This is a genomic window from Kitasatospora sp. NPDC127121, assembly GCF_042677305.1.
Lineage (GTDB): Bacteria > Actinomycetota > Actinomycetes > Streptomycetales > Streptomycetaceae > Kitasatospora.
The window spans coordinates 56,144-78,797 of sequence record NZ_JBHXTQ010000035.1 but is presented as its reverse complement, the minus strand read 5'-3'; the positions used below and the strand labels follow the sequence as shown (position 1 = coordinate 78,797).

The 22,654-nt window shown below is 71.5% G+C and carries 20 protein-coding genes, 1 pseudogene and 1 riboswitch; of the genes and pseudogenes, 6 read left to right on the top strand and 15 right to left on the bottom strand.

Annotated elements, in window-relative coordinates; all coding sequences use genetic code 11:
* Positions 1–89: 89 nt before the first annotated feature.
* Complete coding sequence (locus ACFVHI_RS19235; protein WP_380340924.1) at positions 90–782, top strand: vancomycin high temperature exclusion protein; 693 nt, start codon at positions 90–92, stop codon at positions 780–782.
* Between the two features lie 64 nt (positions 783–846).
* Positions 847–2,274, top strand: coding sequence for a DNA polymerase IV (locus ACFVHI_RS19230; RefSeq protein ID WP_380340916.1), 1,428 nt, complete (start codon positions 847–849; stop codon positions 2,272–2,274).
* A 143-nt stretch (positions 2,275–2,417) separates the two neighbouring features.
* Here ACFVHI_RS19230 and ACFVHI_RS19225 read toward each other — a convergent pair whose 3' ends face one another.
* The 3 genes and pseudogenes from ACFVHI_RS19225 to ACFVHI_RS19215 all read right to left on the bottom strand — a co-directional run.
* Positions 2,418–3,914, bottom strand: a complete 1,497-nt coding sequence (locus tag ACFVHI_RS19225) for an MFS transporter (protein WP_079136056.1) — start codon at positions 3,912–3,914, stop codon at positions 2,418–2,420.
* Between the two features lie 180 nt (positions 3,915–4,094).
* Entirely contained in the window at positions 4,095–4,892 is a 798-nt protein-coding gene (locus ACFVHI_RS19220) for a YsnF/AvaK domain-containing protein (RefSeq protein ID WP_380340921.1), read from the bottom strand.
* A 60-nt stretch (positions 4,893–4,952) separates the two neighbouring features.
* A pseudogene (locus ACFVHI_RS19215) lies at positions 4,953–5,315 on the bottom strand (PRC-barrel domain-containing protein); the annotation flags it as partial.
* Positions 5,316–5,538: 223 nt separating this feature from the next.
* Positions 5,539–5,642, top strand: a riboswitch (glycine riboswitch).
* A gap of 236 nt (positions 5,643–5,878) precedes the next feature.
* Between ACFVHI_RS19215 and gcvP the strand changes: the two are divergent.
* Complete coding sequence (gcvP, locus tag ACFVHI_RS19210) at positions 5,879–8,779, top strand: aminomethyl-transferring glycine dehydrogenase (RefSeq protein ID WP_380340912.1); 2,901 nt, start codon at positions 5,879–5,881, stop codon at positions 8,777–8,779.
* Between the two features lie 91 nt (positions 8,780–8,870).
* On the opposite strand, the gene ACFVHI_RS19205 is transcribed toward gcvP, so the two are convergent.
* On the bottom strand, positions 8,871–9,062 hold the full coding sequence (locus ACFVHI_RS19205) for a DUF5999 family protein (protein WP_063350207.1): 192 nt from the start codon (positions 9,060–9,062) through the stop codon (positions 8,871–8,873).
* 394 nt (positions 9,063–9,456) lie between these two features.
* Positions 9,457–10,029 carry a hypothetical protein gene (locus ACFVHI_RS19200; protein ID WP_063350208.1) on the bottom strand — a complete coding sequence of 191 codons (573 nt, stop codon included), beginning with the start codon at positions 10,027–10,029 and terminating at the stop codon, positions 9,457–9,459.
* Positions 10,030–10,396: 367 nt separating this feature from the next.
* Between ACFVHI_RS19200 and ACFVHI_RS19195 the strand changes: the two genes are divergently transcribed.
* Together ACFVHI_RS19195 and ACFVHI_RS19190 are read left to right on the top strand one after the other, a co-directional pair.
* Positions 10,397–11,902 (top strand): hypothetical protein, encoded by a 1,506-nt coding sequence (locus ACFVHI_RS19195; RefSeq protein WP_063350209.1) that lies wholly within the window; start codon positions 10,397–10,399, stop codon positions 11,900–11,902.
* A gap of 77 nt (positions 11,903–11,979) precedes the next feature.
* On the top strand, positions 11,980–12,768 hold the full coding sequence (locus tag ACFVHI_RS19190) for a CPBP family intramembrane glutamic endopeptidase (RefSeq protein ID WP_380340910.1): 789 nt from the start codon (positions 11,980–11,982) through the stop codon (positions 12,766–12,768).
* On the opposite strand, the gene ACFVHI_RS19185 is transcribed toward ACFVHI_RS19190, so the two are convergent.
* A complete protein-coding gene (locus tag ACFVHI_RS19185; protein WP_380340908.1) occupies positions 12,746–13,168 on the bottom strand; it encodes a hypothetical protein in 423 nt (140 codons plus the stop codon). The two genes, ACFVHI_RS19190 and ACFVHI_RS19185, sit on opposite strands and share 23 nt — an antisense overlap.
* On the opposite strand from ACFVHI_RS19185, the gene ACFVHI_RS19180 reads away from it, so the two are divergent.
* Positions 13,167–14,747 (top strand): recombinase family protein, encoded by a 1,581-nt coding sequence (locus ACFVHI_RS19180; RefSeq protein WP_380340905.1) that lies wholly within the window; start codon positions 13,167–13,169, stop codon positions 14,745–14,747. The genes ACFVHI_RS19185 and ACFVHI_RS19180 overlap by 2 nt on opposite strands.
* A 63-nt stretch (positions 14,748–14,810) precedes the next feature.
* Here the strand turns inward: ACFVHI_RS19180 and ACFVHI_RS19175 are convergent, their stop codons facing one another.
* The 9 genes from ACFVHI_RS19175 to ACFVHI_RS19135 form a co-directional block, all read right to left on the bottom strand.
* Positions 14,811–15,035 carry a hypothetical protein gene (locus ACFVHI_RS19175; protein WP_380340902.1) on the bottom strand — a complete coding sequence of 75 codons (225 nt, stop codon included), beginning with the start codon at positions 15,033–15,035 and terminating at the stop codon, positions 14,811–14,813.
* Positions 15,036–15,059: 24 nt separating this feature from the next.
* Positions 15,060–15,254, bottom strand: coding sequence for a hypothetical protein (locus ACFVHI_RS19170; RefSeq protein WP_380340899.1), 195 nt, complete (start codon positions 15,252–15,254; stop codon positions 15,060–15,062).
* Complete coding sequence (locus tag ACFVHI_RS19165) at positions 15,251–15,820, bottom strand: hypothetical protein (protein WP_380340896.1); 570 nt, start codon at positions 15,818–15,820, stop codon at positions 15,251–15,253. The genes ACFVHI_RS19170 and ACFVHI_RS19165 overlap by 4 nt, the downstream gene beginning before the upstream one ends.
* Positions 15,821–15,837: 17 nt before the next feature.
* Positions 15,838–16,014, bottom strand: a complete 177-nt coding sequence (locus ACFVHI_RS19160) for a hypothetical protein (RefSeq protein ID WP_380340893.1) — start codon at positions 16,012–16,014, stop codon at positions 15,838–15,840.
* Positions 16,015–16,072: 58 nt separating this feature from the next.
* Entirely contained in the window at positions 16,073–17,122 is a 1,050-nt protein-coding gene (locus ACFVHI_RS19155) for a hypothetical protein (RefSeq protein ID WP_380340890.1), read from the bottom strand.
* A gap of 769 nt (positions 17,123–17,891) precedes the next feature.
* Complete coding sequence (locus ACFVHI_RS19150; protein ID WP_380340886.1) at positions 17,892–18,338, bottom strand: endonuclease domain-containing protein; 447 nt, start codon at positions 18,336–18,338, stop codon at positions 17,892–17,894.
* On the bottom strand, positions 18,328–20,187 hold the full coding sequence (locus ACFVHI_RS19145) for a DNA polymerase (RefSeq protein WP_380340883.1): 1,860 nt from the start codon (positions 20,185–20,187) through the stop codon (positions 18,328–18,330). Before ACFVHI_RS19145 ends, ACFVHI_RS19150 begins: the two co-directional genes overlap by 11 nt.
* A gap of 11 nt (positions 20,188–20,198) precedes the next feature.
* Positions 20,199–21,749, bottom strand: a complete 1,551-nt coding sequence (locus ACFVHI_RS19140) for a phage/plasmid primase, P4 family (RefSeq protein ID WP_380340880.1) — start codon at positions 21,747–21,749, stop codon at positions 20,199–20,201.
* Entirely contained in the window at positions 21,731–22,633 is a 903-nt protein-coding gene (locus ACFVHI_RS19135) for a toprim domain-containing protein (protein WP_380340877.1), read from the bottom strand. The genes ACFVHI_RS19140 and ACFVHI_RS19135 overlap by 19 nt, the downstream gene beginning before the upstream one ends.
* Between the last annotated feature and the right edge of the window lie 21 nt (positions 22,634–22,654).

The following is a 22,654-nucleotide window of genomic DNA, read 5'->3' as shown; positions in this document are numbered from 1 at the left end:
GAACCGTCCGGGCCCGCGGCCTCGTCGTTGCGCCTGGTGAGGCGATCGAGGGAGGGCACGTGGGGTTCGGCACCGGGATAGCGGGTCTGCTGCGGCGTCGGGGCGGGCTGTTGAAGGTCCGGTTCCGGCGGCGGCCCGTGCAGCGCAGGACCTTCCAAGCGGCGACGGTGCTCTGCTCGTTGGCGCTGGCGCCGAGCGCGTGGCTGTGGTGCTCGGCCGGGGACCGGGTCGGCACGGTGGCCAGCGTGCCGACCGCGCCGGTCGCGGTGGTCTTCGGCGCCGGGCTGGACCAGGGCAAGCCGTCGCCGTACCTGGAGCACCGGCTGAGCGCGGCGCTGGACCTGTACCGGGCGGGGAAGGTGCAGGCGATCCTGGTGACCGGCGACAACGGCCGGGACAGCTACGACGAGCCGGACGCGATGCGGACGTACCTGATCGAGCACGGGGTGCCGGCGGTCCGGGTGGTGGGCGACTACGCGGGCTTCGACACCTGGAACTCCTGCACCCGGGCCCGGCGGGTCTTCGGGGTGGAACGGGCGGTGCTGGTCAGCCAGGACTTCCACGTCCGCCGGGCGCTGGCCCTGTGCGAGGCGGCGGGCATCGACGCGTACGCGGTCGGGGTGCCGGAACCGCACGACGGCACCTGGCTGTACGGCGGGCTGCGGGAGATCCCCGGGGCGGGCAAGGCGGCGGTCAACGCCTGGCTGCGGCCGGACCCGCTGTTCCTCGGCCCCCGGGAGGACGGCATCCCGAAGGCTCTGGCGGACGCAGCGCAGGGCTAGGGACAGGACCTGGGCCCTGCGCGGGTTCGTACGCATTGTCGGACCCCTGCGGGATGATCGGCGGGTGCGATCACTGCCGAGCATCATCCACCTCGACATGGACGCCTTCTTCGCGGCGGTGGAGCAGGCGGCCAAGCCGAGCCTGCGCGGCAAACCGGTGGTCGTCGGCGGGCTCGGCGGGCGCGGGGTGGTCTCCACCGCCTCGTACGAGGCGCGGAGGTTCGGGGTGCACTCGGCGATGCCGATGGCGCAGGCGCGCCGGCTCTGCCCCAACGCGGCCTTTCTGAGCGGCCGGTTCGAGGCCTACCGGCAGGTCAGCGAGCTCGTGATGGGTCTGCTGCGCGAGCTGTCGCCGCTGGTGCAGCCGCTCAGCCTGGACGAGGCCTTCGTCGACCTGGAGGCCGGCCCCTACGGTCCGGTGCTGGCCGAGTCCGACCACGAGACCGGGGAGCGGCTGGTGCTCGCCCTGGCGGAGGACCTGCGGGCGGACATCCAGCGGCGCACCGGGCTGACCGGGTCGGTCGGGGCCGCCGGCTCCAAGCTGATGGCGAAGATCGCCTCCGAGCAGGCCAAACCGGACGGGCTGGTGCTGATCGAACCCGGGCAGGAGCGGGCCGTGCTCGGCCCGATGCCGGTCCGGGCGCTGCCCGGGATCGGGCCGGCCACCGAGCAGGTGCTGCGGCGGGCCGGACTGAACACCGTGGCGGACCTCGCCGAGGCGGGGGAGGGCGAGCTGGTGCAGCTGCTCGGGCGGGCGCACGGCGCCGGTGTGCACCAGATGTCGATAGGGCTGGACGACCGGCCGGTGGTGGCCGATCAGGATGCCAAGTCGGTCTCGGTGGAGGACACCTTCGAGGTGGACCTCGCCGACCGGGATCGGGTGCTGCGCGAGGTGGAGGTGCTGGCCGCCCGGTGCGTGCGGCGGCTGCGCGCGGCCGGGCGGTCGGGGCGGACGGTGGTGCTCAAGGTCCGGCGGTTCGACTTCTCGACGCTGACCCGTTCGGAGACGCTGCGCGGGCCCACCGACGACGAGGCGGTGGTCATCGAGACGGCGCGCCGGCTGGCCTCCCAGGTGGACATCACCGGCGGGGTGCGGCTGCTCGGGGTGGGGGTCGCGCAGCTGGCCGACTACACCCAGGAGGACTTGTTCGCGCAGGCCCTGCGGGAGGAGGCGGCCGAGCACGCGGAGGCGGAGGTCGAGGCGGCTGAGGAGGAGCCGGAGGCGGCCGCGCCGCGCCGCTGGATGCCCGGGCAGGACGTCCGCCATGCCGAGCTGGGGCCCGGGTGGGTGCAGGGCAGCGGTGTCGGGCGGGTCACCGTGCGGTTCGAGACGCCGTGGAGCGGGCCGGGGCGCATCCGGACCTTCGCGGTGGACGATCCGGCGCTGGAACCGGCCCGTCCGCTGCCGCTGTGGGGGGCCGAGGGGCCGGAGGAGACGGGGGCACCCGGGGGGACGGGGGCGCCGGGGGAGACGGGGGCGCCGGGGGTGTGAAACGCGAAGCGGCCCCAACCGGTGGGGGAGTACCGGTTGGGGCCGCATACCGTGCCGGACTTCGTGCGGTCGTGATGCCCTCGCGACCGTCCGAAGGCCGGGCCGCCGCGCCCTGTCCCTGAGCGCGGCGGCCGGACGCCTGGTCAGGCGTCGGTCTTGGCCAGCTCGGGGCTGGAGTTCCGCTCGGCCGCGCCGCCCGAGGCGACGACGGTGGCGGCCGACTTGGTGCCGCGGATCAGGAACGGGACGACGCCGGCGACGGCGCAGACGACGGCCGCGACCCAGAACGCGTGCTTGTAGGCGTCCAGGGTGGGCAGCAGCAGCGGGATCTGCGGCGGCAGCTTCATGGTGTCGCCGGTCAGGATGGCGGCCATCACGGCGGTGCCGATCGCGCCACCGACGGTGCGCAGCACGGCGTTCATGCCGTTGGCGATGCCGCTCTGCTCCACCGGGACGGCGCCGTTGATGTACGCCGGCATCGCGGAGAACGCCAGGCCGATGCCCAGGCCGAAGATCGCCGAGGAGGTGTAGATGTCGCCCTCGTGGCTGTGCCGCACGGCCAGGTAGGCCATCGCGACGGCACCCAGGACGCCACCGAGGACCAGCGGCAGGCGCGGGCCGCGGCGGGCGATCAGCATCGCGCCGACCGGAGCCGCCACCATCGAGCCGATCGCGGACGGCAGCAGCAGCAGACCGGCGTGCAGGACGGTCGCGGTGAAGCCGTAGTGGGTGAGCTTCTCCGGGGTCTGGGCGAAGTTGCTGATCACCATGAACGAGCCGTACATGCCGAAGCCGATCAGCAGGCCGGCCAGGTTGGTGAAGGCGACGGCCGGACGGGACATCATCTTCATGTCCACCAGGGGGTGCGCGACCTTGGTCTCGATGACCCCCCAGATCAGGGCGACGACGGCGGCCACGGCGAACAGGCCGAGGGTCTTGGTCGAGGTCCAGCCCCAGTGGTTGCCCTGGCTGACCGCGACGAGCAGGGCGGAGAGCCAGCCGGCCAGGGTGAGGGCGCCGAGCGGGTCGGCGCCGCCCTCCTTGTCGGTGACCGGGTCGGACGGGACGCGGAACGCGACCAGGGCGACCGCGATCAGGCCGAAGACCAGGCCCATCCAGAAGATCGACTTGTAGCTCCAGTGCTCCAGCAGGAGACCGGTCGCGACCAGGCCGAGGCCGGAGCCGACACCCATCGAGGCGCTGATGGCGGCGACGCCGCCGGTCACCTTCTGCTTGGGCAGCTCGTCGCGGACGATGCTGATCGCCAGCGGGAGCACGCCACCGCCGGCGCCCTGAAGGACGCGGGCGACGACCAGCCAGGTGAAGGAGTGGGTGCTGACCGCCAGTGCCGAACCGGCGACCAGACCGGCCAGCGAGATCAGCAGCATCGGCTTACGGCCCCGGAGGTCGCCGAAGCGGCCCAGCAGGGGAGTCAGCACGGCGGCGGAGAGCAGGTTGGCGGTCATCAGCCAGGTGATGCTGGACGCGGAGACGCTCAGTTCCTTGGCCAGCGAGGGCAGGATCGGGACGACCGCGGTCTGCACCACGCTGAACGACAGCATCGCCAGGATGAGGGCCGGCAGGACCCGGGCGCTGCTCTGCTTCTCGGCCGCGGTGGTGGGCTGTGGTGCCTCACTCACGGTTGCTTCCTCCCGTACATAGTGAATGAACTGAAGTAACCATGCCGGGAGATACTTCAGAGTGTCAAATATCCATTGGTGACGCTTTGGCAAAATCGAAGGATTCCGGCCGGGTGGCGGCCGGGACGGGGCATGCCGAGGGCCCCGGACCGAGGGGTCCGGGGCCCTGGGGGCGAGGGGTCAGGCGAACGGGCGCAGCACGGCCGGGCGGGGGGTCTCGGCCACCGGGGCGGCTGCCGGGGTCGCCGGGGCGGCGGCCGTGTTGTCGTGGACCTCGACGTGCTCGCGGCGCAGCTCGTCCCGGATCACCTCCTCGGCGGTGTAGCGCTCCACCACCAGGCGGACCCGCTCGATCGGGGTGAGGTACTTGCGGACCACCGGGCGCTCCTCGCGCAGGGTGACCTCCTCCACCGCCTCGGCGATCTCCTTCTCGGTGAGCGAGGCGCGCTCGGCCTCGCTCACCGGCATCCGCTCCACCCGGACGCGCTCGCGGACCACCGGGACGCGGCGCTCGACCTGCTCGCTGGTCACGTACTTGCGCAGCTTCGCGGTGCCCACGATGTGCCAGTCCGTGGTGATGTCCAGGCGCTCCTCGCGGCAGGTGATCTCCACCGGGCCGTTGGGGGACGAGGTGGCCGGGCCGGTCGAGCGCTCCGAGACCGGCGCGGCCATGACCGAGTTCGTGGTCGCGGTGGTCGTCACGACCGGGGCGGGCTGCGGCTTGGGCTCGATCGTCGTGGGGGCTGCTGCGGGCGCGGGGGTGTTGAGGGTCCGCACGTTGACCTCCGTCGCGGTGCCGGTGGGGTCGGCAGGGGTGGTGGTCGGGGCGGGGCCGAGGGAGTGGAAGGTGATGGGCTTCACGGGCTCGGCCGCCGAGGTGGTGCCGAAGTCGAGGTCGGGCCGCGCCGGTCGGTCATCCTCGCGGCCGATGGGCCGGTCGGCGTCCCGGCCGGCTGGGCGGTCACCGTCCCGGCCGATCAGCCGGTCACCCTCGCGGCCGATGGGCCGGTCACCCTCGCGGCCGATGGGCCGGTCACCCTCGCGGCCGATAGGCCGGTCGGCGTCCCGGCTGACCGGCCGACCGTTCGCCGGGGTGTCCAGGCCGTAGTAGCGGTAGAGCTGGAGCTCCTGGGCGGGCGACAGGTGCTGGCCGACGCCGAAGTCCGGCGACTCCTTCACCAGCGACTTGTCGTACGGCACCCGGAGCTCGTCGCCGGAGAACTCGCTGGTGGTGAGCGGGACGAAGGCGTCCCGGCCGAAGATGCCGGTCCGGACGGCTGCCCACTCCGGCTGGCCGGTGGCGTCGTCCAGGTAGACCTCGTCGACCGTGCCGATCTTGTCTCCGTTGCGGTCGACCGCCTTGTGGCCGATGAGGTCCCGGGGATCGATGTCGGTTTGCACTCTTTCCTCCAGTGCGCTGCGCCTGCGGAACTCCCGCAGGACCGTGGCCGGAGCACCCGTTCCGCCTGCCACTTCACACCAAAGGCCATGAATCGGACGGGCGCGACCGGGGTGCGCCGGACGGGCTCCGGGCTGGACCGTCCGGGGGACGCGCGTAGACCCGGAGTGACCCGACGCGGCCGTGATCAGGGGGCCTGCCGCTGGTACCCTGGGCGGCGACCGCCGAGCCCGCTCGGGAGAGTCCCCGGCCACGGAAAGCGCTGGTCGGGGCGCCGAAGGAGCAACTCCTCCCCGGAATCTCTCAGGCATCCGTACCGTGTGGGGTAGGTCACTCTGGAAAGCAGGGCAGGACCGTCGGCAGGGAGCCGACGGCCACCACCCTCACCGACGGTGCAAGCCGGCGGCGTGCCACAGCGCGCCGTGCGGGTGAAGCTCTCAGGTCCCGATGACAGAGGGGGAGGCCTGTCGGGTTCGCCCGCCCGGGTCGAATCGCTGTCCGCAGCGGCTCCGGCCGGCCGGCGTGCGCACCCCCGCCGGTCCGTGACCAGGAGGCCTCGACCACCATGAACGCCCAGCCGAACGCGGGACGCCCCACCGGCGCCTCGACCCTCACCGAGCTTGAGCTGGCCAGCCCCTTCGAGAACCGCCACATCGGCCCCGACGACGCCGCGCAGCAGAAGATGCTGGCGTCCATCGGCTACGGCTCGCTGGACGAACTCGCCGCCACCGCCGTTCCCGAGGCGATCCGCTCCATCACCGGCCTGGACCTGCCCGGCGGCCGCAGCGAGGCGCAGGTGCTCGCCGAACTGCGCGAGCTGGCGAGCCGCAACCAGGTGCTCCAGCCGATGATCGGCCTGGGCTACTACGGGACCTTCACCCCGCCGGTGATCCTGCGCAACGTCATGGAGAACCCGGCCTGGTACACCGCCTACACGCCGTACCAGCCGGAGATCTCCCAGGGCCGCCTGGAGGCGCTGCTCAACTTCCAGACCCTGGTCTCCGACCTGACCGGCCTGCCGACCTCCGGCTCCTCGCTGCTCGACGAGGGCACCGCGGCCGCCGAGGCGATGGCGCTCGCCCGCCGCGTCACCAAGGTCAAGGGCGGTGTCTTCCTGGTCGACGCCGAGACCCTGCCGCAGACCACCGCGGTGATCAACACCCGCGCGGTGCCGACCGGTGTCGAGGTCGTCGTCGCCGACCTGTCCGAGGGCATCCCGGCCGAGATCGCCGAGCGCGGCGTCTTCGGCGTGCTGCTCCAGTACCCGGGCGCCACCGGTGTGGTCCGCGACCTCACCCCGGTCATCGAGCAGGCGCACGGCCTCGGTGCGATCGTCGCGGTCGCCGCCGACCTGCTGGCGCTGACCCTGCTCGCCTCGCCGGGCTCGCTCGGCGCCGACATCGCCTGCGGCACCTCGCAGCGCTTCGGCGTGCCGATGGGCTTCGGCGGCCCGCACGCCGGCTACCTGTCGGTGCGCGCCGAGTACGCCCGCTCGCTGCCCGGCCGCCTGGTCGGCGTCTCGGTCGACGCCGACGGCAACCGCGCCTACCGCCTGGCGCTGCAGACCCGCGAGCAGCACATCCGCCGCGAGAAGGCCACCAGCAACATCTGCACCGCCCAGGTGCTGCTCGCCGTCATGGCCTCGATGTACGCCGTCTACCACGGGCCGGACGGCCTGGCCGACATCGCCCGCCGCACCCACCGCTACGCCGCCGCCCTCGCCGAGGGCCTGCGGGCCGGCGGCGTCGAGCTGCTGCACGGCGAGTTCTTCGACACCGTCACCGCCGTCGTCCCGGGCCGTGCCGCCGAGATCGCGGCCGCCGCCCGCGCCAACGGCGTCAACGTCCACCAGGACGGCGCGGACCGGATCTCGGTCTCCACCGACGAGACCACCACCCGCGAGCACCTGGCCGCCGTCTGGGCCGCGTTCGGCGTCCCCGCGGTCGAGGTCGCCGAGGGCGCCGACGCGCTGCCGGCCGCGCTGCTGCGCCAGGACGAGTACCTGACCCACCCGGTCTTCCACAGCCACCGCTCGGAGACCGCCATGCTGCGCTACCTGCGCCGCCTGTCGGACCGGGACTACGCGCTGGACCGCGGCATGATCCCGCTGGGCTCCTGCACCATGAAGCTCAACGCGACCACCGAGATGGAGGCCGTCACCTGGCCGGAGTTCGGCCAGCTGCACCCCTTCGCGCCGATCGAGCAGGCCCAGGGCTTCCTCAGCCTGATCCGCGAGCTGGAGCGCCAGCTGGTCGAGGTGACCGGCTACGACGCCGTCTCGATCCAGCCGAACGCGGGTTCGCAGGGCGAGCTGGCCGGCCTGCTGGCCGTCCGCGCCTACCACCACGCCAACGGCGACACCCAGCGCGACGTCTGCCTGATCCCGTCCTCCGCGCACGGCACCAACGCGGCCTCCGCGGTGATGGCCGGCATGCGCGTGGTCGTGGTGAAGACCCTGGTCGACGGCGACGTGGACGTCGAGGACCTGAAGGCCAAGATCGAGCAGCACCGGGACAGCCTCTCCGTGCTGATGGTCACCTACCCGTCCACCCACGGCGTGTACGAGACCCAGATCACCGACATCTGCGCCCTGGTGCACGAGGCCGGCGGCCAGGTGTACGTGGACGGTGCCAACCTGAACGCCCTGGTCGGCCTCGCCAAGCCGGGCAAGTTCGGCGCGGACGTCTCGCACCTGAACCTGCACAAGACCTTCTGCATCCCGCACGGCGGCGGCGGCCCGGGCGTCGGTCCGGTCGCGGTGCGCGCCCACCTGGCGCCGTACCTGCCGAACCACCCGCTGCAGCCGGAGGCCGGCCCGGCCACCGGGGTCGGCCCGATCTCGGCGGCGCCGTGGGGCTCGGCGGCCATCCTGCCGATCTCCTGGGCGTACGTCCGGCTGATGGGCGGCGAGGGCCTCAAGCGCGCGACCCAGGTCGCGGTGCTGAACGCCAACTACATCGCCAAGCGGCTGGCACCGCACTTCCCGGTGCTCTACACCGGCCCCGGCGGGCTGGTCGCGCACGAGTGCATCATCGACCTGCGCCCGCTGACCAAGGAGACGGGCGTGACGGTGGACGACATCGCCAAGCGCCTGATCGACTACGGCTTCCACGCGCCGACGATGTCCTTCCCGGTGGCCGGCACGCTGATGATCGAGCCGACCGAGTCCGAGGACCTGCACGAGATCGACCGGTTCTGCGACGCGATGATCGAGATCCGGGCCGAGGTCGACAAGGTCGGTTCGGGCGAGTGGGCGGCCGCGGACAACCCGCTGCGCAACGCCCCGCACACCGCCGCCGAGCTGGCCGGCGACTGGGCGCACGGCTACTCGCGGCAGGAGGCGGTCTTCCCGGCGGGTGTGAACCCGGCGGACAAGTACTGGCCGCCGGTCAGCCGGATCGACGGCGCGTACGGCGACCGCAACCTGGTCTGCTCCTGCCCGCCGCTGGAGGAGTACGGCGTCTGATCCGGACCGGACGTACGGCAGGGCCCCGACGGCACGTACCGTCGGGGCCCTGCCCGTTGTCGTCGTCCGGCGGCTGCCCCCGCCGGTGCGGTCAGGCCGCGTGGGCGACGGTGCGGCGCGGCGCGATCACCCGGCCGTCGGGCAGCAGCTCTCCGGTGTCCTCGAACAGCACGACGCCGTTGCAGAGCAGGCTCCAGCCCTGCTCCGGGTGGCAGGCCACCGTGACGGCAGCCTCGCGGTCCTCGCACTCGGCCGACGGGCACTCAGGACGGTGCTGGCACATGCGTACCCTCGCTTCGCTCTGCGATCCTCCCCCGTGGTGCGGCCGCCGGCGGAGCCGTCGGGAGCCGCCGCGGTAGCCGGATCCTGTCCGCGCGCCGACCAGGTGTTGACCGGCGCTCAAGTGGGTAGGACAGGTGGTCCTTCCACGCTGGTTCCCAGTGTCGGCATCTGTGGACGCGCGCGCAGGGATTTCGTGACATGCGCCACAACTCCCGGGCAGAGATCACCCGTTCAGGTGGGTCCGGCGGGAAAAGACGCACCGATGGGTCAGCTGCGGCATGGCCCGAGGAGGTCAGGGTGGATGGCCCGTCCGGGTGGTTCGGGCGGATGAGGGCGACGCGCACGCCGACGGGCCGCCGGGTGCTGGCCCGGTGGCCCGTCGGCGTGGGGCCGGCTCAGGAGGAGCCGAGCAGCAGTGGCTTGGCGAGCGGCGCCCGGGCGAGCAGCGGCAGCAGCTCGGCGGCCGGGTAGGCGCGGTGCGCGGTGACGCCGAGCGGGGCCGGGGCCAGCGGGATCAGCTGGTCGGCGGCCGGGCCGGCGTCGGGGCTGTGCAGCCACAGTGCCGTCGCGTACTGCCCGGGGAAGGTCAGCAGTCGGGGCTGCTGGCGGGACCGGGAGCCCTGGGCGAGCTGCCAGGCCTGGCGCAGCGCCCGGACCGTCGAGTCGAGGTAGGGGCCGGCGGTGAAGTGCGAGAAGGTGTGGCCCTCGACGGCCTGGACGACCTCGGCGGCGGCGGCGACCTCGGCGCCGTCCTTGATCAGGAAGCGCCAGCCCGTCCGGCGGGCGGCGGGCAGCTCCGGGCGCGGCCCGTCCAGGACGTGGACGGCGAGGGGGTGCGCGGGGAGCAGCGGGCCGACCGGATGGCGCAGTGCTGCGGCGGCGGGTTGGCGCAGCGCGGTCTCCGAGTCGAGTGCGGCCAGGACGGCGCGCAGGGCGCTCGGCGGGGGCTGGGGGGTCTGCAGAGTCATGGCGGGGTCCGCCTCTCCGTGCGAGATCGGCGTGCGAGTGCGGCATACCGGCGTGGCGCGGTGTGTCATCGGTGACGGGACCTGGCCGTGTCCGGTTGTGCATGATCGCGGTGCCGGCGCGGTCGCCGCCGTCGACGAGGGTTTCGAGGCGGAGCGGGCCGGCCGGAGCGCAGTGCGAATTCTATCGAACAGGTGCGCAGGGTGACCTGTTTATCACAGGCGGTGGCGCCGGGCAAGTCGGCAGATCTGCTGAATATCCGTCAGTTTCCTTGCATTGCAAGCCAGTACAAGCATTCGGGTATCGATCTTCGAGGTGGGCATGATGCTTGCACGGTCGGGTCGGCCGGTGTCTCAGGAGGAGGGGACCGTGGGCGAGAAGGTCGTGGCGACTCGGGCTGATCTGGCGGACCGGCAGCTGTACCGGCGCAAGCTCCAGGCCTGCCTCGACGCGCTGGGGCGGATGCTGCGCGAGGACCGGTTCGACCGGCCGCGGGCGGTCATGGGCCTGGAGATCGAGCTCAACCTGGCCGACGAGGACGGCCTGCCGGCGCTGCGCAACGCGCAGGTCCTGAGCGCGATCGGCTCCAGCGACTTCCAGACCGAACTGGGCCAGTTCAACGTCGAGGTGAACATCGTGCCGCACCGGCTGTGCGGGCACGTCTTCGAGGACCTGCGCGAGGAGCTCGACACCGGGCTGCGCTACGCCGACCGGCGGGCCGCCGAGGCCGGTGCCCGGATCGTCATGGTGGGGATCCTGCCGACCCTGGAGCACGGTCACACCGGCCTGGACGCGATCTCCCACAACCCGCGCTACAGCCTGCTCAGCGACCAGATCCTGGCCGCCCGCGGCGAGGACATCGCGCTGGACATCGAGGGCGTCGAACACCTCCAGCTGGAGACCATCACCATGGTGGCCGAGGCCGCCGCGACCTCCCTGCAACTGCACCTGCAGGTGACCCCGGAACGCTTCTCCTCGGTGTGGAACGCGGCCCAGGCGATCTGCGGGGCGCAGCTCGCGCTCGGTGCCAACTCGCCGTTCCTGTTCGGGCGGGAGCTGTGGCGGGAGACCCGTCCGGTGCTGTTCCAGCAGGCCTGTGACACCCGTACGGCGGAACTCAAGGCGCAGGGCGTCCGGCCGATCACCTGGTTCGGCGAGCGCTGGGTGGACTCGGCGTACGACCTGTTCGAGGAGAACCTGCGGTACTTCCCCGCCCTGCTGCCGATCTGCGACGACGAGGACCCGATGAAGGTGCTCTCCTCCGGCGGCGCGCCCCGGCTCGCCGAGATGCGGCTCCACAACGGCACGATCTACCGCTGGAACCGGCCGGTGTACGACATCGCGGGCGGGATCGCGCACCTGCGGGTGGAGAACCGGGCGCTGCCGGCCGGGCCGACGGTGGCCGACACGCTCGCGAACGCCGCCTTCTACTACGGGCTGGTCCGGGTGCTCGCCGAGCAGCCCCGGCCGGTCTGGACCAGGCTGCCGTTCGAGCGGGCCGACGAGAACTTCCGGCAGGGCGCCCGCTACGGCATCGACGCGGTGTTCCAGTGGCCGCGGGCGGGCCGGGCGGGCCGCGGCGGCGGGCTGACCACGGTGTCCGCCGTCGACCTGGTGCTCAACGAACTGCTGCCGATGGCCCACCAGGGCCTGGACGAGTGGGGCGTGGAGCCCGCCGACCGGGACCGCTACCTGGGGATCATCGAGCAGCGCTGCCTGCGCCGCACCAACGGCGCGGCCTGGCAGAGCGCGACCTTCCACCGGCTGCGCGAGCAGTACGGGATGGACCGCCCGGCCGCGCTCGCCGCGATGACCAGGCGCTACATCGAGCACATGCGCACCGGCGAGCCGGTGCACACCTGGCCGGTCGGGTAACCGGACCGCTGTGTCAGGATGATCGCTCCGGCGGTCGGCCGACGGCCGGAGCGACGCCCGCCCCGCTGGAGCCGCCCGTGACCACCCTCCCGACCGCACCGGAGACCGCGAAGCCCACGCGTCGGCTGCTCGGCGTGGAACTGCTGATCGTCCTCGGCCTCTCCCTCGGGGCCAGTGGCGTCAGCGCGCTGATCAGCTTCGCGGCCTCGCTCACCGAACCGATCCAACTCGGCCAGCAGGTCGCCACGTTGAACGGCTCGCGGGCGCCCGGTCGGCCCTGGCTGGACCTGGTGCGGCAGCTGTACTACATCGGGCGCGGGCTGATGCCGGTGGTGCTGGTCGGGTACCTGCTGGTGCGTGAGGGCGCCGCGCTGCGGGTGCTCGGCTTCGACCTCGGGCAGAAGCTGCGCGACCTCGGCCGGGGCGCCGCCGTGGCGGCTGCGATCGGCGGCTCCGGGCTGGTGCTGTACCTGGCCTCGCAGGCGGCCGGCTACAACCTGACGGTGGCGCCGTCCGGGCTGCCGGACGTGTGGTGGCGGGTCCCGGTGCTGGTGCTCTCCGCGTGGCAGAACGCCGCCCTGGAGGAGGTCGTCGTCCTCGGCTACCTGCTGCGCCGGCTCGGGCAGCTGGGCTGGTCGTGGCCGGCGGCGGTGGTGGCGAGTTCGGTGCTGCGCGGCTCGTACCACCTGTACCAGGGGGTCGGCGGGCTGGTCGGCAACATGGTGATGGGGGCGGTGTTCTGCCTGCTGTACCGGCGCTGGGGGCGGGTGATGCCGCTGGTCGCGGCGCACGCGTTGATCGACACGGTGGCCTTCGTCGGGTACGCGCTGCTCGCCGGGCACGTCAGCTGGCTGCCGACCCCCTGAGCGGGAGCCGGCCGGCCGGGGTGCGCGGCGGCCGGGCGAGCAGGCGGTCGACGTGCCGGCGCTCCAGGCCCGGGCCCGGGTCGATCGGCAGCAGCAGGCGGTCGCGGCGCCAGAGGGAGTTGCGGACCAGCCGCGGCGGGATGACGTCGTCCACCCAGGCGAACGGGCGGCCCGCGGCGTAGCGCAGCAGCGGGGCCCACTTGCGGGCCGAGAGCAGCTCCATCAGCGGGACGCGCGGGTCACCGGGCTGCGGGACGTCGCCGGTGAAGCGGACCAGCGGGAGGGCGGGCAGGCCGATGGCCGGGGCGATGTGCGCATTGGCGTGCTCCTCCCAGAGCGCGGGGTCGCCCTTGCACCTCCAGGGTGCGGGCACGCGCTGCTGACTGGAGAGTGGAACCATGGCTCGGAAGCCTGCCGGACCGGTGCGATATGTCGACCTGCTTCTTCGGAAGTCGCAGGTCGTCCGGGGTACGGCGGCCCGGGACATCCTGTCGCTGAAGGCGCAGGAAGTGAAGGGCCGGGCATGGGCGAAGACGAACCGATATGAGATTCGCCGGATCTTCCGCGAGAACCTGAGCGCGTACAAGCTGACCGTGAAGCGCCCGGACTTCGACGCGGCGGTCCACGCGCTGCTCGAAGGCGAGTCGGACTGTCTGTGGGCGTACGACTCCTCGCGGTACAGCCGCAAGGGTGCGGGCGACGTGCTGAAGATCCTGGACAACCCCGGGAAGCGGCTCGTCTTCGATATCAACGGGCTCGACACCGACCGGGTTGAGGACCGCCGCCGGATCATTGAGGACGCCGAGCGAGACCGCGAGTACAGCCGGGTGCTGTCGCAGAAGGTCCGGGATACCAAGGCCGAGCAGCGTGACGAGGGCAAGTGGCTGTCGGGTGCGCCGTACGGGCTCAAGGTCACGAAGAAGCGCAAGCTCAAGCACGGCAAGTTCTGGCCGGTGATCGAGCGCATCCACCGGGAGGCCGCCGAGGGCTTGTCTAATCGGAAGATCGCGTTGGGGCTGACAGCCGACGGATTCCGGTCGACTCGGGGAGGCCCGTTCCGGTCGAATACGGTCGGCACGATCTTGAGGAACCCGGTGTACCTCGGATGGCAGATCGTTCGGGTGAACCACGTTGCCCAGGTCTATCTGAATGCCAAGGGGAAACCGGTGCGCGTGTTCGCCAAGGGGGTGGATGGTATTCCGCAGGAGACGTGGGACAAGCACCGGCGGATCGCGGCCGGGTGGGAGCGCCGGAAGAACCTGCCGACTGCGGAAGAGCAGGAGAAGCCCGTGAAGCGCTCGCCCGCGTCGGGGCTCATGTGCTGCGACGGCGGAGGCCGGGACCCGAAGAAGGGCCACTCGGCGACGATCCACGGCCAGTCGTTTCGGTGCGGCAGGGTCAACCTCGGGCTGGACTGCCCCAACCCGGTGACCGGTATGCGGGACGCTGTGGAGCGGGTCCTGGCGGAGGAGTGGCGCAAGAAGCTGTCGACGGCGGATCCGCTGGACCCCACTCTGCTGGCGGTCGCGGAAGGGTGGGTGGAGCTGTCCCAGCCGGAGGAGAGCAAGAAGGAGGCCGACGCCCGGGGGCAGCTCAAGCTCGCGGAGGAGGCGGTGGCGCGCATCGACCGCCTTGAGGCCGCCGGGGCATACCCAGGCCGGGACGGAGAGGCCACGTACGTCAAGCAGCGTCGGGCGGCGGTGGAGGACGTGGAGAACGCGCGGAAGGACTGGGAGGCGGTGGCCCAGCCGATGGCGGACATCTCGGTGCTCACCGATCCGGTCCGCGCCGCGAAGCTGTGGGAGTCCTCGGACGACCACTACCGGGGGCAGCTGCTTCGGTTGGCGATCGAGCGGGTGTACCTGCTGAAGGCTCCGCACACGGGCGGGAGGTTCACGGCGGACCGGCTGGACATCGTGTGGAAGAAGCCGCGCGGGTGGAAGCCGCCGAAGGAGAGGGACGGGGCAGGCGGGTCCTGAAACACAGAAAAGGCCCCCGGTCAGCACTATGCGAACAGTGCCGGCCGGGGGCCTTAACGTGGGTCAGGTGGATAGGACGCGGAGTAGGGCCAGGGCAAGGCGGCGGGTTTGGCCGATCTCGGCCAGCAGCTCCACCGCGTCGTCAGGCACCTGGGGTGAGGCCAGTAGTGCCCTCGCGTCAGGGGTGCTGAGGTACTGGGTCAACAGGTACTCGCCGTTGCAGCGGTCGGCCTGGAGGCTGCGCAGGGCGACCTCGGCGATCACCCGGGGGTGGTCGGGCTCGCTCATGCCGCTATCCAACCATCGTGGCTGTCACCAAGTGCAATCTTCGATGCCCATGGCCAGATCCAGTGCCACGTGCTCCGGAAGGGGGACGACCGATCGGGTGATCTGGCCGGGTGTGGAGTGCTCGGTCTCGATGACGATGACGCGCTCGCCTGCGGGGGTGCGTGCCTCGTAGGCGCGGGCGGCCTGGTGGACGACGGCGTGGATCACGGGCGGGGTCACTGCTGGCCCCCTTGGAGGAGAAAGTTCGCCATGGCGATCTTGCTGGCGACTCCGGTATCCGGTCCGAGGAGTTCGGTCGCCCGCAGGAAGGCTCGCTCTCGTGCGGCGGTGTCGTTCTGCGGGAGCATCACGTCCGCGAAGGTCGGAGGCTGCGCCTCGGGGTAGGCGGGCGGCAGGTCGGTGAAGGCCGGGGGCTGAGGGAGGGCGGTGGGCGAGGTGGAGCCGCCGGCCACCATGTAGGGCAGTCCGGCCTGGCGGTCCTGCTCGGCTTGGCGGGCGGCCTCCATCTCGCCGAGGTGACGTGCGGCCTCGGCCTCCTCCTGGCGGACGCGCTCAATCTCCTGGGCGATCGTGCGGGACTGCGCTGCGGCCTGGATCAGGGCGTGGCCCATCGATTCGGCGACCTCGGGGTTCTGGTAGATGGAGGCCATGGCCTCGCCGGCGCGGATGAGTACGCCGATGTCGCCCTCGGCGTCTATGTGGAGGCGGGCGAAGTCTTGGGGGCCGTCGTACTTGCAGGGGAAGCGCTGCTCGTCCAGGTGGACGGTCTCAGTTACGGTCGTCATGGGGTTGTCTCTCTCGATCAGGTGAACAGGCCAAGGAACGCCTGGACTTCGCGGGCGGAGTGCCCGGCGTCGTAGCGGACGGTCTGGCCGTCGCGGGTGATCTCCAGGCCGTAGCCGTCGCTGTCGCCGTGGTCGGCGAAGACGCGCAGGCGCGCGCCGCCGGTCAGTTCGTAGGTTCCGACTGGGGACTTCATCGCTGAGGCCTTTCCGTGGGGTTCGGAAGGCTTGAGCCGGGGCGGTTAACAGCGGCCATCACGCGGCGTCCCGGAGCTTCTTGAGGGCGCGGGACCAGGTGGCCTTGACGGTGCCGGAGGTCTTGCCGAGCGCTTCGGCTATCGCGGTGGCGTCGAGCTTCCCGGCGTCGGTGAGCATCGGCGGCCCGGCGAAACCGAACGCGAGGAGTGCGATGGCGGTCTCGGTCGGCGACATGGCCGCCAGCAGTTCGTCCGCCTTGACCCTGGCGGCGGCGGTGAAGCGGGCGGAGGTCTCGGCGTCCGCGTCGCGGTCGATGATCGCCCCGGTGGCGTGCTTGCCCCGCTTGGTGCCACTGACCTTGACGCCCTTGCAGCGCACGGCGTCGCGGGAGATGGCCAGCGGGTTGGCCGCCAGGGAGGGTTGGAGGTCGGTGCACCAGCCTGCGGTGGTCATCGCTCCAACGACGTGCCGGCCGCCCTTGACGGCCAGGTGCAGCCGGGCGGTGCGGGGGGTGGTGCCGAGCGCGGTGTACTCGACCAGCCGGTCCGGGTCCTGGGCGGTGGAGGCTTCGAGTGTGCCTTCCGCGACGCTGGCGATCGGGAGGGGGCGGGTGAAGGCGGAGGCGACGATGTCGGCGCGCTCAGGGGAGAACCGGCGCTTGGCGTCCAGCCCGGTCACCTCCTCCTTGGCGGCGGTGAAGCAGCCGCCGTTGCGCTTGAGGGCGCCCATGAACGCTGCGGCGGAGTCGCGCGGCACCCCGGGGGCGATCTCGCGGGTGGCGGCTGCGCGTCCGTCCAACTTCGCCCGCTGGAACGCGTACGAGCTGAACTCTGCGGTGTTCGGGGCGTCGACGTCCCACGCGTGGATGGCCCGCCAGAACGAGAGCCGCATCTCCTGGGCGATGTCCTGCGCGGCCTGGTGGCTGTCGCCTTCCATCTGCTGAGCCCGCTTGCGGGAGACGGACCGAGCGATGCCCTCAAGTCCGTTCAGGATCTCCTCAGTTGCGACCCGGCCTCGGTCGAGTGTGCCCAGGCCGGTCAGGGCGGGCAGAGGCTTGGGGGTCTGGGCCTGACGGATCAGGGCGGGGGTGATGCAGGACGAAGACATAGAGGTTCCTTGGCATGTACAGAACATAGAGGTGGGCGTGCGGTATCGCCGGACGGCGCGTCAGGGCGCGACGAAGCCCCGACGGGCACCTGGGTCGCGTCAGGGCATGGCGAAGCCCCGGCCGGTGCTCGCGGCCGTGTCGGGGCATGGGAAAGGCCCCCGCCAGTTCGGGGTCAGCCGAAAGGCAGGGGCCTGGTAGGGGCTGGCGCTAGGCCAAGCAGTCAGATCCCGGAGCTTCCCGGCGAAGGGCCGGGACTATCGAGAGGGCGAGGCGGCGCGTGAAGAGCGCCATGCAGTGAGCAATGAGGAGGTGAAGGGCCCGCTCGAAGCGGGCCCGGGTCGGTTCGGGACTTACGGCCCGGTGGACGTGAAGGGCGGCTAACACCCTGCGGCAGAGTCGTTTGACCTCGCGCGGATCGACCGCCAGTAGGGGGTGGCCGAAGTGCAGTGCGCTCCCATCGGTGATCCCCATGGCGCGACGAAATGCCCTCGCGGTACTGGGACTTACGGTCGCGGCGAACTGTCGACGGGCGCGAGCCAAGCGGTCCAGGAGGCGGCGGATGCCCGCAATGGCGGCGCGCCCCCTCGACCTCATCGCCACTCCCGTTCTTCACAGAATGTTCTTATTCATCACACTTCGCGTGCAGAGATTAGGAGATGTGTCTTATGCCCGCAACAATCCTTATGGGACTTTCGGCCATGCTGAAAGTCCCGATCATGACAGTGACCAGCAGTGCTTACGTAAAGTGATCGTAATGTGACATGGGTCTCACTTCCCGTGGTCGCGCAGGTACACCGCCCCCCGGTCCAGCCGGGCGGAGGAGTCACCGAAGTGACCCAAGGCCGCGTTCTCACCCCGGCACAGCAGCCTGCGCACGGCCGCGCCCTTGGGCTTGTCGTGGTCGTGGTCCACCACCAGACGGTCCCCGGCCACCGCCTTCTGACCGCAGATCGCGCACCGCCACCGCTGGCGACGGCCCATCCGCTCGTAGTCGGCCAGCGTGATGCCGTAGACCCGGCGCAGCCGGGCGTCCCGGCGCTTGCGGACCACCTGCGGGTCGCGGTTCGCCTTGTTGTTCGCCGCTTTCACGCATGCCCGGCAGACGTTCGTCCGGCCGTTCGGCGAGCGCTTGCGCTTCCCGAACTGGACCAACGGCCGCTCGTCGTCGCACACCTCGCACCACTGGGTCCACGGACTTTCGGCCTCACGCCGCATAGGCCCACTCCTTCGGCAGGCCGTAGCCGTCGGCCCAGCTCGGCCCGTAGACCTCGGCGTCGGTGTCCAGCGGGACCCCCAGTAGCGTCATCTTCATGGCGTCCGCGCATGCCTGGGCGACCTCTGCGGCCTCGCTCTTCGGGGCCGTGCCAACGACCTCGTCGTGCACCCACATGGTCAGGTAGGGGGTGAGACCCCGGTCGTCCATCTTGATCAGCGCCTGGCCCATGGTGTCGCGCGCGGTGGACTGGCAGGCGTAGGCCACGGACTTGTACAGCTTGTCGCGGTCCAGATGGAGCCGCCGGCCGGTGACCGTGGTCATCGTGCAGCGCTCCGCGAGAGCCTGGCGCTGCATCTTGCGAGCCCACCTCTTGATCCCGGGGAACGCCCGACCGTAGCGCTGGAGGGTGTCCCTCATGACGTCGACCGGCTGCCCCGTCTGCTTGGCCAGCGTCGCCGCCCCGCCCTGGTACGCGGTGCCCAGGCCGGCGATCTTGGCCAGGGTCCGCTGAGCCTTGGTGTAGTCCTCGCCGAACATCAGCGTGGCGGCGTATCCGTGCAGGTCGCGGCCTTCGGCGATGGCCCGCACCATCCGGGATTCCCCGGACAGGGCGGCCAGCACACGGAGTTCGACCGCCTGCTGGTCCACCGAGAAGTACACGTGGCCCGGCTCGGCGACCACGCACCGGCGCACCTCCCACCCGTGGGAGGGGAGTTGGGCCATGGCGGGGTCGGAGTGGGAGGCGCGGGCGGTGATCGCCCCCATGGGGTTGATCTTCGGGTGGATGCGGTCGAAGTGGTCCCGGTTGTTCAGCATCGCCTCGGCGTAGCTGGTCGACCACTTTCCCGCGCGCTTGGCCCGCAGCACGGCGTCCGCGAGCACGTTGGGCTCGCGCATCCCCAGCCGCCGCCAGTCCTGGTCCAGGTCCGCCAGCGGCAGCAGCACCTCCTTCGCCACGGACAGCGCGCCGCTGTCGGTCTTCTCGGTGAGCCGTTCGCCCATGCCCAGCAGCGCGCCTGCCACCTGGTCCGGGCTGTTCACCGAGGCGACGCCGAAGCGGGCGGCTACGTCGGAGAAGAGCTTCTTCTCGTCCGCGAGGCGGCCCACCAGGCCCTTGGTGTAAGCAGGGTCGACCAGCATCCCGTTGCGCTCAATCTTGGCGCACACCAGGGCGACGCGGTGTTCGTAGGGCAGCAGGGCCGAGCGCAGGCCCTCGGACGTGTACCGGGCCAGCAGCTTGGGCAGCAGCCGGGCGACGAGTATGGCGTCGAGACCGGCGTACAACTCGTAGACCTTGTGCGATATGTCGATCTTCGCCCAGCCGGATGCCTTGGTCAGACCCAGGCTGTTGAACACCCGGGTTAGGTCGTTCTGCGTGTCGGGCGCTGCCGGGTCCACGTACCAGGCCGAGAGCGGCTTGAGGGACAGGCCGACGCCGCCCTCGTAGGTGTGGCGGCTGTCGAGAAGGTGGGCGAAGGTTCGGGAGTCCTGCGCCCGGGGGTAGAGGTCTTCGAGCCGGATGCCCAACTCGCGGTCGACGGCCAAGGCGTCGAAGGTGAGGTTGTGGGCGACCAGGTTCGGCAGCCTCGCCAGGGCCTCCCGGGCGGCCTCTCGGAACGGGTCGCCCAGTTCCACGGGGAGGACCCACGCGGTGTGCTCGTCGCCGAACTGGACGAGCCGTATTCGGTCCATCCAGGACAGGCCCGTGGTCTCGGTGTCGAACCCGAGAAGCGTTCCGGCGCTCGCGTGGCCGGTCCACCAGGCGCGGAACTCCCGCAGGTCGTCACCGTTCTCGGCGACCTTGATCTCGACTGGCTCTCCGGCCAGCCGGTACGGGTGTACCCGCATGTGCTCTCTTCCTAGTCGTTGGTGGTGTCGAAGACTCCCGGCCCGGCAGGCGGCTGCTGGGCGAAACGCACACCCAGCAGCACACGCCCCTTGTTCATGCGGTGCTGGCGGATACCGCGCTCATCCAGCGCGGACACGAATCCGCGGCGAGTCCAGGCCCGTTCGCCCTGCGCCTCGCACCAGTCGCGGTACGCGTTGTACGCGTCCTGAGACAGGACGTGCTGCGCGTCGTCGCCGGTCTTTACCAGGATGTCCGTCAGGAACTCCGCCAGCGCGTCCGAGTTCTCCTTGAAGTTACTGGTCGCGGCCTTGATGCAGTCGGGCTCCTTCAGCCCCTCGGCGTACCACTCGACCGCGCCGGCCACCGCCCACGCGGCGATCCCCTCGGCCTCCTCGCGCAGCGCGGCGAAGATCCCGTGGTCCCGCTCCTCCGGAGCAAAGAAGCGATCGAACCTGACCAGCTTCACGCGCCGCCACAAACCGGTGTCCTGCGACCGGAAGGCCGGGGTGTGGTTGGACGCCAGCCACAGCAGGAACGTCGGCTGATAGGTGAAGTAGTTTTCACGCATAAAACGGGCGGTCAGCTTGTCGCTGCCGGTCGCGCGCTTCAGCACGGACTCCGACATCGGCTTGCCCGCCTCGCCCTCCGAGGCCATCACCATCCGGGCCCCGCGCAGCGCGGCCAGGTCGGCCGGGATGCTGTTGCCCCGGTCCTCGAACGTCTCGAACCGCGTGGTCTCGGACAGCGCGTCGAACACGTACGACAGGGTGTCCAGGAACACCGACTTGCCGTTCGCGCCGACACCGACCAACACCGCGAACGCCTGCTCCGCGGTCGACCCGGTGATGCCGTACCCGCACAGGCGGTGGATGTAGGCGGGCATCGAAGGCTCGGCGGGGAACACCTCGTCCAGGAACCGCAGCCAACGCGGGGCCTTCGCCTTCGGGTTGTAGTCCCACGGCAGCGACTTGGTCAGCATGTCCGCCGGATCGTGCGGCCTCAGCCGCCCGTCGCGCAGGTCCACCGTCCCGTTGGCGAACGACAGCAGGTGCGGCTGGTGGTCGAAGTCGTCCACCTCGCAGTGGACCCCGCGCACCGAGGCCAGTTCCCGGATCAGGTCATCGATCCTGCGCGCCATCGTGAAGCCCTTCGCGGCCTTGGCCAGCGGCAGCGCGGCCACCTGCCTCTCGAACTCCGCCGCCAGCGCGTCCCCGGCCAGCTTCAGCGCCAGGGCCTCGCGGATCACCGCTTTCTCCCGGGCCAGGGTCTCGACCATCGCGGCCCCGAGGTCGTGGGCGGCCTGGCGCACCAGTACCTCGTTGCGCACCCAGTGCGTCCCCGACCAGACGTGGAAGCCCACGCCGTCGGCGTACTTGATGCCGCCCTTGGTGTACTGCACCAACGCGTGGGCGTTGACGATGTCACTCGCCCCGTAGCGGGACGCCGCCTCGCGGTAGGCCGCCACCGCCTCGGCCGGCGGCAGCGTCAGCGCGGGCCGGTCCGGCTCGTGCGGGGTGGTCAGGCTGTCGATGGCGTAGGCCGTCATCGGGTCTCTCTCCATACTGCGTAGTCCTTGAAGCCCTCGGGCAGCGTCAACCGCCGTGCAGGCAAGCCCCGTTCGTGGAGGGCCGTGAGGATGATGCGGGTGAACTCCCGCCCGGAGCGGTCGTTGTCCCCGCACACCCGCACGTCGCGCCCCGCCAGGCCGGCGGCCAGCGCGTCCAACGTCGACGGGTCGTTGTTGAGCAGCGCGGCCCCGCGCACCCCCACCGCGTTGTAGCCGTCGGCGACGACCGCCAGCGGGTCCGACAGGCCCTCGGCGACCACCCACGGCGCATCCGGGTCCGGGCCGGGGAACACCCCGTAGCGTTGCCACTCGAAGCCGTCCGGGTTGGCGAGCGAGATCCACCGGCCGGGGCAGCGCCCCGACAGGTCCCGGCCCTGCGCTCCCCGGGCCACTCCCGCGAAGTCGTGTATCGGCACGACGAGGCGGGGATACCGGATGAACGAGGTCGGAACCCACTCGGGGCACGGCTGCGGGCCAGGCCACCAGCACAGGCCCAGCCGGTCCTGCTCGGCCGCCGACAAGCCGAAACGTTTCTGCGCGTAGCCCACGGCCGGGGCGGCGTCGGCTCCGGCCGGCAGGGAGTCCAGCCACACCCGCAGCCCTGCTGTTAGGAACGGCGAGACGGGTGCGGGCCGGGCCTCGGCCACGGCGACCAGGCCCTCGGCGTCCACGTTGAACAGGTGCCGGGGCAACAGGTCCATCCCGGCGACGATGTCCTCGAAGCGACACCCGGCGCGACAGGCCAGGCCCACCATGCCGGACGTCTTCAGGTTGATCCACAGCGACGGCTTCCCGTCGTCGTGGGCCGGGCAGCGGGCCACCCACTCACCGCTCTGGTAGTCCCGCCACTCCTCCAGGCGGTCCAGGATCGCCGACATGCGCACGGCCCTCACCTCTCC